Raw genomic sequence first — 14,327 nt, forward strand, 5'->3', positions numbered from 1 at the left:
TCCCGAAGGGAACTGCCGTGCTAAACCGTTATCCTTTGTGGAAGTATCTGATGTTGATCGTTGCGATCCTCATCGGTCTGCTTTATGCGCTTCCTAACCTATATGGTGAGGATCCGGCTGTTCAGATCACTGGCGTGCGGGGAACCGCCGCCAATGAACAAACGCTGGTCCAAGTCCAAAAATCGTTACAAGATGACAACATTGAGAGTAAGTCTATCTCTCTGGAAAATGGGGCAATTTTAGCCCGTTTCAACAACTCTGATGTTCAGTTACGTGCTCGTGAAGTCATCATGAATGCACTGGGTGACCAGTATGTTGTTGCATTAAACCTTGCACCTGCGACGCCTAAGTGGCTCGAAGCTGTCGGCGGTGAGCCGATGAAGCTGGGTCTTGACCTGCGTGGTGGGGTTCACTTCCTGATGGAAGTTGATATGGACACTGCATTAGGTAAGTTGCAGGAACAAAACATGGATGGTTTGCGTAATGACCTGCGTCAAGAAGGCATTGCGTACTCTTCTATTCGTAAAGGCAATGATTACAGCGTTGAAGTTCGCTTCCGTAATGCTGACGATCGTAGCCAAGCAGAAAAAGCACTAGCACGTAAATATCCAGACCTCGTGTTTAGTGATGGCAGCGACAACACGATGATCGCTGTGATGACCGACGAGCGCTTACGTGAAGCTCGTAACTATGCTGTTTCTCAAAACATTACTATCATCCGTAACCGTGTAAACCAATTAGGCGTTGCTGAGCCTTTAGTTCAACGCCAAGGTGCAGACCGCATTGTGGTTGAGTTACCGGGTATTCAAGATACAGCACGTGCTAAAGAAATCTTAGGCGCAACCGCTACATTAGAATTCCGCCTTGTCAATACCAGCGTGGATTCATCCGCTGCAGAAAGTGGCCGTGTACCAGGTGACTCTGAAGTTAAATATGACCGTGAAGGGGCGCCATATGTCCTGTATAAACGCGTTATTTTAACGGGGGACCATATCACTGACTCCACCTCTGAAGCCGATGAAAACGGTGCACCGCAAGTGAGCATCAGCCTTGATAGTTCTGGTGGTTCTATCATGTCTGACTTTACGCGTGATAACCAAGACAAGCTAATGGCAACGCTGTTTGTTGAATATAAAGACAGCGGTAAAAAAGATGCGACTGGCCGTTCAATCTTGGTGAAAGACGAAAAAGTTATCAATGCTGCACGTATTTCTGCACGTTTTGGTAGCAAATTCCGTATCACTGGTATCAATAATGGTAATGAAGCACGCCAGCTTTCATTATTATTACGTGCAGGTGCATTGATTGCGCCAATTCAAATCGTTGAAGAACGTACTATCGGTCCAACACTGGGTATGCAAAATATCGAGCAAGGTCTGAAGGCGTGTATCGCGGGTCTGTTAGCGTCTATCCTGTTTATGATTATCTACTATCGTAAATTTGGTTTGATTGCGAGTAGCGCGCTGTTAGCTAACTTGGTGTTAATTGTGGGTGTGATGTCGTTGTTGCCAGGTGCAACACTTACCATGCCAGGTATTGCGGGTATCGTATTAACCCTTGCGGTTGCGGTCGATGCCAACGTACTGATCAACGAACGTATTAAAGAAGAGCTGAAAAACGGGCGATCCGTTCAGCAAGCGATTCATGAAGGTTATAAAGGTGCCTTCTCAAGTATTATCGATGCAAACTTAACGACATTGATCACCGCTATCATTCTATATGCAGTGGGGACGGGGTCGATTAAAGGCTTTGCAATTACGACAGCGATTGGTGTCGCAACCTCTATGTTTACAGCGATTGTAGGTACACGTGCGATTGTGAACCTGCTATATGGTGGTAAACGTATTAACAAGCTGTCAATTTAAGGAGCACGTTGTGGCACAGGATTATACTGTTGAACAATTGAACTATGGCCGTAAAGTCTATGACTTTATGCGCTGGGACAACGTTGCCTTCACGATTTCAGCTCTGTTATTGGTTGCATCAGTTGTCATTATCGGACTAAAAGGGTTTAACTGGGGTCTAGATTTCACTGGGGGGACGGTTATTGAGATTAACCTAAGTCAACCTGCTGATTTGGATAAAATTCGTGATAGCTTGTCTAACTCGAACCATAAAGACCCATTGATTCAAAACTTTGGTAGCAGCCGTGACATCATGATCCGTATCCCGCCAATTGAAGGCACTGCGGGTCAAGAAGTCGGCAAAGAGATTATTACGATTATCAACCAAAACGTTGATGATAAAGCCACTGTAAAACGAATCGAATTCGTGGGGCCGAGTGTCGGTGCAGAGCTGGCGCAAACAGGGGCATTAGCTCTGTTAACTGCGCTTATCTGTATTTTGATTTATGTCGGTTTCCGTTTCGAATGGCGTCTGGCAGCGGGTGCCGTATTGTCTCTTGCCCATGACGTGGTGATTACCTTGGGTATTCTGTCTCTGTTCCATATTGAGATAGATATGACCATCGTAGCATCATTGATGTCGGTTATTGGTTACTCGCTGAACGACAGTATCGTTGTTTCCGACCGTATCCGTGAAAACTTCCGCAAAATTCGTCGTGGTACACCGTACGAAATCATGAACGTCTCTTTGACACAAACACTGAGCCGTACCATCATGACATCAGCCACTACTTTGTTAGTGGTTCTGATGCTGTACCTGTTCGGTGGCGCAATGTTGGAAGGCTTCTCACTGGTTATGTTAATCGGTGTAACTATCGGTACTATCTCATCTATTTATGTGGCTTCTGCATTAGCACTGAAGATGGGTATGAAGCGTGAACACTTGATTCAAGCGAAAGTCGAGAAAGAAGGTGCTGACCAAGAGTCATTACTGCCTTAGTTTTTAAAAACGATAAATAACTAAGCCAATTAGTACTCAAAATAGTTTGTGTTGTGAGTAGGCAGCAAGCGAGCGATATCCCTAGGAACATAGTAAACTATGTGACTAGGGTATCGGAGTGCAGCTAACACCCTCACAACACGAAATATGAAGAGTTACGAACACCTTGTAAGTTACCTTACAAGGTGTTTTTTCTTGCATAGTAGGGTAAACTATCCCTCCGTAAATAGGACTCAGGAAACGCTATGCATTGCCCATTTTGCTCAGCTGTAGATACGAAAGTCATCGACTCGCGTCTGGTTGGTGAAGGTGCTCAAGTCCGTAGACGCCGCCAATGTTTGCTTTGTCATGAACGTTTTACCACGTTTGAAGTGGCAGAACTTGTCATGCCCCGAGTCATTAAAAGTGATGAAGTGCGTGAGCCGTTTGATGAAGAAAAACTCAATCGCGGTATGCAAAAAGCGTTGGAAAAACGCCCTGTTAGCTCTGATGATATTGAACAAGCTATTATTTCCATTAAGTCCCAGCTCCGTGCGACAGGGGAACGTGAAGTTCCGTCGAAATTAATTGGTAGCTTGGTAATGGATGAGCTGAAAAAGCTCGATAAAGTGGCGTATATCCGTTTTGCCTCGGTTTATCGTAGTTTTGAAGATGTGCGTGAGTTTGGCGAAGAAATCGCGAAATTACAGGATTAGCGCCAATGATTGAACAAGATAACATTTACATGGCGCGTGCTTTTGAATTAGCACGTCTTGGCCGTTTTACCACATCACCGAATCCGAACGTCGGGTGTGTGATTGTACGTGATGGCGAAATTGTGGGTGAAGGCTATCACCAAAAAGCGGGTGAACCCCATGCGGAAGTGCATGCACTGCGAATGGCGGGCGAGAAAGCGAAAGGGGCAACGGCGTATGTCACCCTTGAACCTTGTAGCCATCATGGCCGTACACCACCTTGTGCAGAAGCATTGATTAACGCAGGCGTGAGTCGTGTTGTTGCCGCGATGCAAGACCCCAACCCACAGGTCGCTGGGCGTGGTCTGTACATGTTGTCTCAAGCGGGAATTGAAACTCGCAGTAATGTTTTATTAGAGGAAGCCGAAGCGGCAAACCGCGGTTTCTTAAAACGCATGCGTACTGGCTTCCCGTATATTCAGTTAAAACTTGCCGCCTCACTCGATGGTAAAACCGCGTTAGAGACAGGCGAAAGTAAGTGGATCACCAGTGCTGCGGCGCGTAAAGATGTCCAAGAGTTTCGTGCCCAGGCTAGCGCCATCTTAAGCACCAGTAGCACTGTGATTGCGGATGACCCATCTCTGACAGTGCGTTGGAACGAGCTCCCCGCGGATATTCAACACGTTTACCCAGAAAGCCAAGTGCGCCAGCCAATCCGTATTGTGCTGGATAACCACAACCGCGTGACGGCTGACCATAAAGTCACACAACTTGATGGTGAGTGTTGGTTAGTTCGCGCAACCCCAGAAGCAAACACATCATGGCAAGGAAAAGTTGAGCAGATTGCCGTTCCCGCTGATGATAACGGCACTGATCTGGTTATTTTAATGATGCAGCTGGCGAAACGTAACGTAAACAGTATTTGGGTAGAAGCGGGGGCCAAATTAGCGGGATCGTTACTCAAGCTGGGTATTGTTGATGAACTGATTGTGTATATTGCCCCTAAATTACTGGGCAACAATGCACGTGGTTTGGTTGATTTCCCTGCATTAAATGCCTTGGTGGATGCGCCAAGATTTGAATTTACAGATGTGACGAAAGTCGGTGATGACCTGCGTGTCAGGCTACGCCCTGTCTGGTAAGTGCGTTTTTTTGAAATTCGCGCATACGATAAACGAAAGAATGTGATAAAATCCGCGCCCCGCGGGTTATAATTAATATTAGAGGAAGACTATGAACGTAATTAAAGGTGTTGTTGCTGCGCCGAAAGCGCGTGTTGCTATCGCTATTGCTCGTTTTAACAACTTTATTAATGATAGTCTGCTGGAAGGCGCTGTTGATGCGTTAGAGCGTATTGGCCAAGTTTCAAACGACAACATTACTATCGTTTGGGTCCCGGGTGCCTATGAACTGCCATTAACCGCGAAAGCGCTAGTTGAAACTAAAAAATATGATGCCGTTATTGCACTAGGTACGGTTATCCGTGGTGGTACTGCTCATTTTGAATACGTTGCGGGTGAGTGCAGCTCTGGCCTGTCCCATGTTGCAATGAATAGCGAAGTGCCTGTAACTTTTGGTGTATTAACCACTGAAAATATCGAGCAAGCTATTGAACGTGCGGGTACTAAAGCGGGCAACAAAGGCGCTGAAGCTGCCTTAACAGCACTTGAAATGATTAATGTGATTAAAGCCATCAAAGGCAAATAATACACAAATAATGTGACGTCGCGGAGAGTGTGTAAACCTCTTTGCGACACAAATTATTGTGTATAGTTTTTAAATTTAAGGGGAATCTTGTGAAACCTGCTGCTCGTCGCCGCGCTCGTGAGTGTGCTGTACAGGCCATTTATTCATGGCAATTATCTGGCAATCCAATTGCTGAAGTCGAATATGAGTTTATTGCTGAACAGGACATGTCAGACGTTGACGTAAACTATTTTCGTGAACTGTTATCAGGCGTTGCGACCAATGCAACTAAGCTTGATCAACTGATGGCGCCTTATTTATCTCGTCAACTCGAAGAGCTGGGTCAGGTAGAAAAAGCGATTTTACGTGTCTCTATGTTTGAATTGAGCTTCCGTGAAGATGTGCCTTACAAAGTCGCAATTAATGAAGGTATTGAATTAGCGAAAGTATTCGGCGCAGAAGATAGCCATAAATTCGTTAACGGTGTATTAGATAAAGCGGCACCAGCGGTTCGCCGTAAAAAATAATAATATCAGGGTTCCCTCCTGTAACACTACAGTAGTCGAGAGGTAGGCTGGGTTTCAGTCTACCTTTGTACTTATAGGCTCGTCATACTTTAAGTTACAGGTGTATTGGCTAGAATTGGCTCAAATGCAGGTTTTAGTCTATTTTAGGAAGTGCAGTCATTTGCCGCCTATTTGTAACTTGAATTATTCAGAGTATAAATTATTTATTTCGTTTAAAACGAAAATAGAGATAGCGAAAACGGAAAATCTACCATGTCATATGGCGAATTTGACCTCATCGCACGTTACTTTAACCGTCAAACCACTAACCGACGTGATGTGAATATCGGTATTGGTGATGATTGTGCGTTGATGACCATCCCGGAAAAACAGCAACTTGCTGTGAGTACTGACACTCTCGTTTCCGGCATTCATTTCCTACCTACGATTTCTCCCGCTGACCTTGCGTACAAATCATTAGCCTCTAATTTAAGTGACCTTGCTGCAATGGGGGCTGATCCTGCATGGGTTTCTTTAGCTATTACACTGCCTTGTGTCGATTGTGAATGGTTGCAGTCTTTTAGTGATAGTTTGTTCGAACAACTAAATTATTATGGAATGCAATTAATTGGTGGTGATACGACTCGTGGGCCTATGAGCTTAACCTATACAGTGCATGGCTTAGTGCCAGTTGGTAAAGCAATGTCCCGTTCTGGTGCGCGTAATGGCGATTGGATTTATGTGACAGGCACATTGGGGGATAGCGCGGCAGGGCTCGCTATTTTGCAAGATAGACTGCATGTTGCGAACACCGAAGACAATGCGTGGTTAGTTGCACGCCATTTGCGTCCTCAACCGCGTATTTTACAAGGCCAAGCCCTGCGTAATTTAGCCTCTTCAGCGATTGATATTTCTGATGGCTTGGTTTCCGATTTAAACCATATTTTAAAAGCCAGTGGCTGCGGTGCGCGGATCAACTTAGATTCGTTGCCACAATCGGAGGCGTTAAAACAAAGTTGTAGTGTAGAACAAGGGCGCTTATGGTCGCTCAGTGGCGGTGAAGATTATGAATTGTGCTTCACAGTACCTGAAATCAACCGTGGTGCGCTAGAAATGGCGTTAGCACATACAGGCTCTGGTTTTACCTGTATTGGGCAGATCAAACCCCAATCCGAAGGGATCCGCTACTTTTGCAATAACCAAGAAGTTGATGTAAACCTTAAAGGTTTCGATCACTTTGTTTCGGAAGGTGTTTATGGCGACTAGCCAAGAAAAAGTAGAAGCGAAAAAACGGCTAAACATGCGTAACCCATGGCATTTACTTGCTACGGGGTTTGGCAGTGGATTATCGCCGATTGTTCCTGGAACGATGGGCTCACTCGCTGCAATCCCATTCTGGCTATTGATGTCAGGGATGCCCGTTTGGAGTTTATGGGTGGTGATTGTTGCAGGCTTCTGGATTGGCTGTATGATTTGCCAACGCACGTCGGACGACATGAAAATTCATGACCACGGCAGTATTGTCTGGGATGAGTTTATCGGTATGTGGATTACGTTGATGGCGATCCCTGTGGTGGATTTTGAGTGGGTTGTCACCGCTTTCTTTATTTTCCGTATTTACGATATGTGGAAGCCTTGGCCGATCCGTATTTTTGACCGTAAAGTTGGCGGCGGTTTTGGCATTATGATCGACGATATCATCGCGGCGATTTTCGCTTATGCAACTGTCTGGCTATGTGTTAAGTTTAATTTGCTCTCATTTTTATGAGTAAAATAAGAAGGCCATCAATGGATGGCCTTGCTTGTCATCATTAACAAAATTATTCCTTTCGACGACTAATTCCCATTACTGATGTTTGTGCTAGCGTTAACCCTTTGGTTTCTGGAGCAAACAATATCGAAACGACTAAACCTAATAACGACACTCCCGCCCCCATCAATACCACATTACTAATACCATATTCACTGATAAACACAGGCAGAGCCCACGTAGAAAAGATGGTTCCGATACGGCTAATTGACATGATCACACCGACGGCAGAAGCACGGATATCCGTTGGGAACAGTTCATTTGGATAGAGCCATTGTAAGATCCCAGGCCCTCCAGAGAAAAAGGCGTAGATCCCAAACATAATGATCACCAGACAGATCCCAAGGTTGGAAAATAGCCCGAGGGTCGCTAGTGCAAGTGTCATAATGGCAAAGCTGCCAATAAGTAAGGGACGTCTGCCCATTTTATTGAGCCAATACATGGCAGGCAGGCAACCTAACATAAAGAATAGGCTGATCACGACGTTACCGAGTGCGGCGTTTTTACCTTGATCCCAACCGAGCTGCCCAACAATTTGTGGGCCGAAGGTATAGATGGCGAACATTGGGATCACTTGGCAAGTCCAAATAATCGCGGTAAATAAGACGAAGGAAAAATGACGTTTAGTGAATAATTGCAGGAAATGTGTTTTCTTCTGTTCTTCCGCTTCAAACACCACGGGTTGCCCGAATAGTTTTTCCATCATTTTTTCACATTCTTTAATTCGCCCTTTACGTATCAACCACAGTGGCGATTCAGGCAAATCAAAGCGACCGATCAAAATAACGATGCAAGGGATTACTGCGCTGCCTAGCATCCAGCGCCAGCCGCCTTCGACATCGTACAGCACATAGCCCACAAGGTTGGCGCAAGTTGCCCCCACATACCACATCGCCGCAATAAAGCCGACGGCAAATGCCCTTTGTTTGGTGTTTGAAAATTCGGTGATCATTGAGGTAGCGATGGGGTAATCAGCGCCAATCACAATGCCAATCAAAAAGCGCATGAGAAGTAGCTGCAATGGCGTGGAGACAAACATGGTTGCGACAGAAATGACGCCAATCGCCACAATGTCAATGAGGAACATTTTGCGTCGACCGACTTGGTCACATATATAGCCAAAGAGTGATGTACCGATAAATAACCCTGCAAGGGTTGCTGCGCCGAGTAAGCCTATCCACTCGCTGCTTAAATTGAGTAAAGGGGTGAGTTGTTCAAGTGCGACACCGATCAGAACCAATACATAACCATCAAGAAAAGGCCCGCCGCTGCCCCACAGCATGATCCGCCGATGCACGGAGGAGAATTGAATATCATCAAAACTTTTCGGTTTCATTGTGTATCCCAGTGTCAGCGTAAAATACGCTATAAAACTCTCGAAGTCTTTGAAACTTCGAGAGTAATACTAATCAGCCGTAACGAAATTCAATGCCGAAAGTGCCTCGTGGGTATTCCCACTTTTCGAGTGCACTCTCTAAGCCTAAAATACGGCAAGTACCGCACTCAAGGCAGCCAGCATAGTCAAAACGGACTGAGCCATCTTCTTGTTTTTTATATAAACCTGCGGGGCAGGCCTTTGTTAAAGTGTCGAGCACTTGCATATCAGGGTGTTCTTTGATGACGATATGTGGATTTTCTTCATCGACATTAAATTTATTGATACCAAGTTTGACATCAACGTTAACTGGCTGGCTCATATTGCTCTCACTCCTTTAATTCCATCCTTGATTAAATTCATGAAGCCCACTTTTTTCGCATGTTGCAGCATGGTTTTACGCAGTGGAACAGGCGCTTCATCCGAAATGGTAAATAATTTTTTCGCAATCCCAATCGCCATTTCTGGGTAAGCGGTAAACATACGTGGGTTATCCAAAAATTCAGGCATTTTTTGGTACATCTTCATGTCACGCAGTGGACCTTCATTTAATAGTGAAAGATATGCACTGAGCCCTTGCTTGCTAAAGTCTTCTTTTTTCATTGCATTAAGCACAGTTTTAGCTGCCGCTTCACCCGAGGCAACGGCTAAATCCATGCCGCGAATGGTAAACCCAAGGTTCATACACATACCCGCTGCATCACCCGCAATTAACACGCCATCACGGACAAGTTCCGACTGCATTTTTAAGCCCGCTTCTGGCACAACGTGTGCAGCGTATTCAATCATCTTGCCGCCTTCAATTAACGGGGCGACAGCGGGGTGCTGCTTAAAATCTTCTAACATTTGTGGAACAGATTTTTTGGCATCTTTGATATGATGCAAACCACAAACCAGACCTAAAGAGACAGTGTCCTCATTGGTATATAAGAATCCTCCCCCCATTAGCCCATCAGTTGGCGAGCCAGCAAATAGCCATGCAACGCCTTCATTGTCTTTAATATTGAAGCGATTACATAAAACATCTTTAGGGAGTTCGATTAATTCTTTAACCCCAACAGCGACATGTTCAGTGCTCACACGCTTCGTCATGCCAATTTGTTCGGCGAGCAGTGAATTCACCCCATCAGCCAAAATAACAACTTTGGCTTCAAGCACATCACCATCCGCTTCGACACCAACGATTTTGCCGTCCCGCTCGACCAGTTTATCAACTCGGATACCTGTAATGCATTGCGCTCCCGCATTTTCAGCTTGTTCTACCAGCCACGGATCGAGTTTTCCCCGTAAAACAGACCAAGATGTTTCGTCTGGGCTCTGCTCGGCGCTATTTTGAAAATCGACGGTGACGGCACCGGTTTCAGTCATAAATGACAGCCTTTCACGGGTGATCATGCGTTCGATAGGCGCTTCTTGGGTAAATCCAGGAATAATGCGTTCTAAACTATGGGCGTACATCCGCCCACCTGTGACGTTCTTCCCGCCAGCGTAGTTTCCTCTTTCAATTAGGAGAACTTGCGCACCTTCACGGGCAAGCACCAGTGCAGCGACAGAACCCGCTAGGCCTGCGCCAACAATGATTGCATCAAAAATATCATCGGACATAGTTTCTCCAAATCATACTAAGCAGTGGAGTGACAACTCCACTGCGATAGGCTTATTTCGCCAATTGCTGCGTTAAAGCAGGCAGAATTTTGAATAAATCACCGACAATGCCGTAATCGGCAAATTGGAAGATAGGTGCGTTTTTATCTTTGTTAATGGCAACGATAGTTTGTGCGCCATTTGCCCCGACCATGTGCTGGATTTGCCCTGAAATACCGACAGCAAGGTAAAGTTCAGGTTTGAGCATTAAGTTGGAAATCCCAACGTAGCGCTCGTGCTCCATCCATTTTTCATTTTCAGCGACAGGGCGGGAGCAGGCAATTTCAGCACCTATGGCATCCGCAAGCGTTTTGGCAATGGCAATGTTTTCTTGGCTGCCGATTCCGCGACCTACACTCACTACAAGGCGAGCTTTGTCTAATTCCACGGAGTTGCCTGCTTTTTTCTGAACCGAGGTACGTACAACAGATTGTTTTGGTTCGACCCATTGTGCAGTTTGAGCCGTCCCGCTGCGTGATGCATCATTTGCAGCTGCTTCAAAGGTGCCTGTGGTAACGGTTGCAATGGAAAAGATGCTATTTAAGGTTTCTTGGCCAAAAGCTAAGCCGCCGTAGACCATATGTTTAATGACTGCTTTGTCGGCTTCGATAGCAATCGATGCCGCATCATTTGATACGGCAGCTTGCAGTCTTGCACCTAAACGAGCAGCCAGTAATTTTCCACGACGTGTATTCGGTAGTAGTAACAGGCCTTTGTCGCCATGTTGTTTAATGGTCGCAACGATGGTGTCAGCGTAGTCTTCCAAAATACGGTCATCAGGTTTGCCCGTTAATTGAAAGACTTGTGTTGCACCCAATTGAAATGCTTGGGAACTTTGTGCTTCATCTAATGCTAATACATTCACTTGCTCACCGAGGGTGAGTGCTCCGCCAATCAATTCGGGTAGACGAGAAGCCATATCGCTAAAGACCCAAACGGTTGATAATTTGCTCATGACGCCTCCGATTAAATAATTTTTCTTAAATGTTCAGCAAATTGTGCAATTTGGTCTTCGCCATCACCTTCAATAATGATGCGTTGACGCACTTTTTGCTTCGGTGCTGCAATCGATTGAGCCGATAAAGCGGCGACATCTGCGAGTGCAATATCAGCGATGCCCCATGCTTGAACTGGCTTTTTCGCAGCGCCTAAAATTGCTTTCATAGACGGAATAACAGGGACGTTAATATCGGAGGTCACTGCAATAATGGCTGGCAGCGGAAGCGACAATGTTTCAATTTCATCTTCAAGTTCGCGCTCAACGACAATGTTATCTGCCCCAAGAGAAACAATTTTCTTCACGCCATTAATGGCAGGAATTTGCAGGCTTTCACCTAGTAGAATGCTGACTTGCTGTGCATTGAGGTCAGCAGAACCGTCACCACAAATGATTAAGTCAAAACCTATTTTTTGTGCGGCTGCACCAAGGGCAATGGCACTTTGATGAGGAAGGGCATGTTCGAATTGGTCATCAATAACCACGACTAATTCATCTGGGCCGCGAGATAACACGTCTTTACGGCCTTTCATGTTGGTCAGCGCTTTGCCACCAATACTTAATGCTGTGATTTTGCTATCGGGTTGTTGTGCTTTAATTTGATTAGCCGCTTCGATGGCATTTAAATCATATTGACTAATTTTGGTATCCGCACGGGAAAAATCTAAAGAGCCATCTGAGCTATTAATAATAATATCTTGTTCATCAGGAACAGATTTATAACATGTAATAATATTCATTACATCTCCTAAAAATATATTTAATAAATATGATCCGTTTTGGTTTCGGATTATATAATTATCATGAACTGGATATTTAAAAATAAAACCTAGGTCACCAATATTGAAAACTTGAAATTAAACGTGTTTTAAATATTCATACTGCTACCTTACTCACCAATATTGTAAAAATCATCAACTTAGCGACGAAATGTTCAATATTGCTACCCTAATCACCAATACTGAAGGTATTTAATAACATTGCCGTTACAAGATATTTTATCTATTTGTATTGATTGGTTATTTTGATAATAAAAAAACGAAAAAACAGTAACAAATATTTATCACGAATAATATTGTGACCTTAATAACAGAATTGTTAATGATGAGCCGACATGATTTGAATAGTGATTGGATTAATAGTTAATTAAATTTATAGGAATTAAATAATAAATAAGTGGAGAGGTATTGCGAATAATATCTATTTTAAAACTTATGTATTAAATAATAAATCGGGATCGAACTATGAGCAAAGAAAATAAAAAGGGTGGGATAGAACCGAAAGTGTTTTTTCCTCCATTGATCATTGTTGGACTATTGTGTTGGTTAACCGTCCGTGACCTTGATGCTTCGAATGAAGTGATCAACCAAGTGTTTAGCTACGTGACAAACGTGTGGGGCTGGGCATTTGAATGGTATATGGTCGTGATGCTTGGTGGCTGGTTTTGGTTGATTTTAGGGCCATATGCGAAAAAAACCCTAGGAGAAGAGAAGCCTGAATTTAGCCGTGCGAGCTGGATTTTCATGATGTTCGCTTCGTGTACATCGGCAGCGGTACTTTTCTGGGGGTCTATTGAAATTTATTATTATATTTCAACGCCGCCTTTTGAATTTGCCCCTTATTCAACTCAGGCGAAAAGTATTGGGCTTGCCTATAGCTTATTCCACTGGGGGCCATTACCGTGGGCAACCTATAGCTTCTTAACGGTTGCGTTTGGTTACTTCTTCTTTGTACGTAAAATGGATGTTATCCGCCCAAGTAGTACATTAGTACCGCTGGTCGGTGAAAAACACGTAAATGGTTGGTTCGGAACAATTGTTGATAACTTCTATTTAGTGGCGTTAATCCTTGCGATGGGCACTAGTTTAGGGTTAGCAACTCCGCTAGTGACTGAATGTATTCAGTATTTATTCGGTATCCCTCACACTTTACAGCTTGATGCGATCATTATTTTCTGCTGGATTGTTTTGAACGCAATCTGTGTGGCATTCGGTCTGCAAAAAGGGGTGAAAATTGCCAGTGATGTACGTAGCTACCTGAGTTTCTTAATGCTTGGATGGGTATTCATTGTTGGTGGTGCAAGTTTTATCGTTAACTACTTTACCGATTCTATCGGGGTATTAATGATGTATATGCCGCGCATGCTGTTCTATACAGATGCGGTCGGTAAAAGCGGTTTCCCACAAGGCTGGACAGTATTCTATTGGGCTTGGTGGGTTATCTACGCAATTCAAATGTGTATTTTCCTCGCACGTATCTCTAAAGGTCGTACCGTTCGTGAACTGTGTATTGGTATGGTCGCGGGTCTGACCGCAGGTACCACTCTGATTTGGACGATTTTAGGCAGTAACACACTGCAACTTGTCGACCAAAATATTATTAACATTCCAAAACTGATTGATGAGTTTGGCGTTCCACGCGCCATCATTGAGACATGGGCTGCCTTACCTTTGAGTACTGTAACAATTTGGGGCTTCTTCATCCTCTGCTTTATCGCCACTGTGACACTAATTAATGCTTGTTCTTACACCCTCGCCATGTCGACTTGTCGCGCAGTGAAAGACGGTGAAGAGCCGCCATTGTTAGTGCGCATCGGTTGGTCTGTTTTAGTTGGTGTCATCGGCATTGTTTTACTGGCTCTAGGCGGATTGAAACCAATTCAAACAGCGATAATTGCCGGAGGATGCCCACTTTTTTTCGTCAACATTATGGTAACGCTCTCGTTTATTAAAGATGCCAAAGTGCATTGGAAAGATGACTAATTTACTCAGAAACAACATTTAAGAGGTTA

Annotated in this window: 14 protein-coding genes; 9 read left to right on the plus strand and 5 right to left on the minus strand. The window is 44.5% G+C overall.

Going from position 1 to position 14,327, the window contains the following annotated elements; genetic code table 11:
• The first annotated feature begins 17 nt into the window (after nt 1–17).
• From secD to pgpA, 8 genes are all read left to right on the plus strand, one after another.
• A complete protein-coding gene (gene secD / locus PR808_RS06980; RefSeq protein WP_272538985.1) occupies nt 18–1,865 on the plus strand; it encodes a protein translocase subunit SecD in 1,848 nt (615 codons plus the stop codon).
• A 10-nt stretch (nt 1,866–1,875) separates the two neighbouring features.
• Complete coding sequence (secF, locus tag PR808_RS06985) at nt 1,876–2,844, plus strand: protein translocase subunit SecF (RefSeq protein WP_272538986.1); 969 nt, start codon at nt 1,876–1,878, stop codon at nt 2,842–2,844.
• A 245-nt stretch (nt 2,845–3,089) separates the two neighbouring features.
• Nucleotides 3,090–3,539: a transcriptional regulator NrdR gene (nrdR, locus tag PR808_RS06990; RefSeq protein ID WP_206084569.1), complete on the plus strand. Its 450-nt coding sequence runs from the start codon at nt 3,090–3,092 to the stop codon at nt 3,537–3,539.
• Between the two features lie 8 nt (nt 3,540–3,547).
• Entirely contained in the window at nt 3,548–4,660 is a 1,113-nt protein-coding gene (gene ribD, locus PR808_RS06995; protein WP_272539039.1) for a bifunctional diaminohydroxyphosphoribosylaminopyrimidine deaminase/5-amino-6-(5-phosphoribosylamino)uracil reductase RibD, read from the plus strand.
• Between the two features lie 91 nt (nt 4,661–4,751).
• The gene (gene ribH, locus PR808_RS07000; RefSeq protein WP_206084570.1) at nt 4,752–5,225 is read left to right on the plus strand and encodes a 6,7-dimethyl-8-ribityllumazine synthase; all 474 of its coding nucleotides are present in this window, start codon (nt 4,752–4,754) and stop codon (nt 5,223–5,225) included.
• A gap of 89 nt (nt 5,226–5,314) precedes the next feature.
• Nucleotides 5,315–5,731 carry a transcription antitermination factor NusB gene (gene nusB, locus PR808_RS07005; protein WP_036958557.1) on the plus strand — a complete coding sequence of 139 codons (417 nt, stop codon included), beginning with the start codon at nt 5,315–5,317 and terminating at the stop codon, nt 5,729–5,731.
• A gap of 252 nt (nt 5,732–5,983) precedes the next feature.
• Nucleotides 5,984–6,976, plus strand: coding sequence for a thiamine-phosphate kinase (gene thiL, locus PR808_RS07010; RefSeq protein WP_272538987.1), 993 nt, complete (start codon nt 5,984–5,986; stop codon nt 6,974–6,976).
• Entirely contained in the window at nt 6,966–7,478 is a 513-nt protein-coding gene (gene pgpA / locus PR808_RS07015) for a phosphatidylglycerophosphatase A (RefSeq protein WP_272538988.1), read from the plus strand. The genes thiL and pgpA overlap by 11 nt, the downstream gene beginning before the upstream one ends.
• A gap of 52 nt (nt 7,479–7,530) precedes the next feature.
• Here the strand turns inward: pgpA and PR808_RS07020 are convergent, their stop codons facing one another.
• The 5 genes from PR808_RS07020 to fixA all read right to left on the minus strand — a co-directional run bounded on the left by PR808_RS07020 (nt 7,531) and on the right by fixA (nt 12,276).
• Nucleotides 7,531–8,856, minus strand: a complete 1,326-nt coding sequence (locus tag PR808_RS07020) for an MFS transporter (RefSeq protein ID WP_206084573.1) — start codon at nt 8,854–8,856, stop codon at nt 7,531–7,533.
• 73 nt (nt 8,857–8,929) lie between these two features.
• Complete coding sequence (gene fixX, locus PR808_RS07025) at nt 8,930–9,217, minus strand: ferredoxin-like protein FixX (protein WP_206084574.1); 288 nt, start codon at nt 9,215–9,217, stop codon at nt 8,930–8,932.
• Nucleotides 9,214–10,500, minus strand: coding sequence for an FAD-dependent oxidoreductase FixC (gene fixC, locus PR808_RS07030; protein WP_272538989.1), 1,287 nt, complete (start codon nt 10,498–10,500; stop codon nt 9,214–9,216). The genes fixX and fixC overlap by 4 nt, the downstream gene beginning before the upstream one ends.
• A 52-nt stretch (nt 10,501–10,552) precedes the next feature.
• Nucleotides 10,553–11,494, minus strand: coding sequence for an FAD-binding protein (locus PR808_RS07035; RefSeq protein WP_272538990.1), 942 nt, complete (start codon nt 11,492–11,494; stop codon nt 10,553–10,555).
• Nucleotides 11,495–11,505: 11 nt separating this feature from the next.
• Entirely contained in the window at nt 11,506–12,276 is a 771-nt protein-coding gene (gene fixA / locus PR808_RS07040; RefSeq protein ID WP_272538991.1) for a putative electron transfer flavoprotein FixA, read from the minus strand.
• 504 nt (nt 12,277–12,780) lie between these two features.
• Here fixA and caiT point away from each other — a divergent pair.
• Nucleotides 12,781–14,298 carry an L-carnitine/gamma-butyrobetaine antiporter gene (caiT, locus tag PR808_RS07045; RefSeq protein ID WP_272538992.1) on the plus strand — a complete coding sequence of 506 codons (1,518 nt, stop codon included), beginning with the start codon at nt 12,781–12,783 and terminating at the stop codon, nt 14,296–14,298.
• Nucleotides 14,299–14,327: the final 29 nt, after the last annotated feature.

Origin of the sequence: Providencia sp. PROV197 (assembly GCF_028479625.1) — a bacterium.
GTDB lineage: Bacteria > Pseudomonadota > Gammaproteobacteria > Enterobacterales > Enterobacteriaceae > Providencia > Providencia vermicola.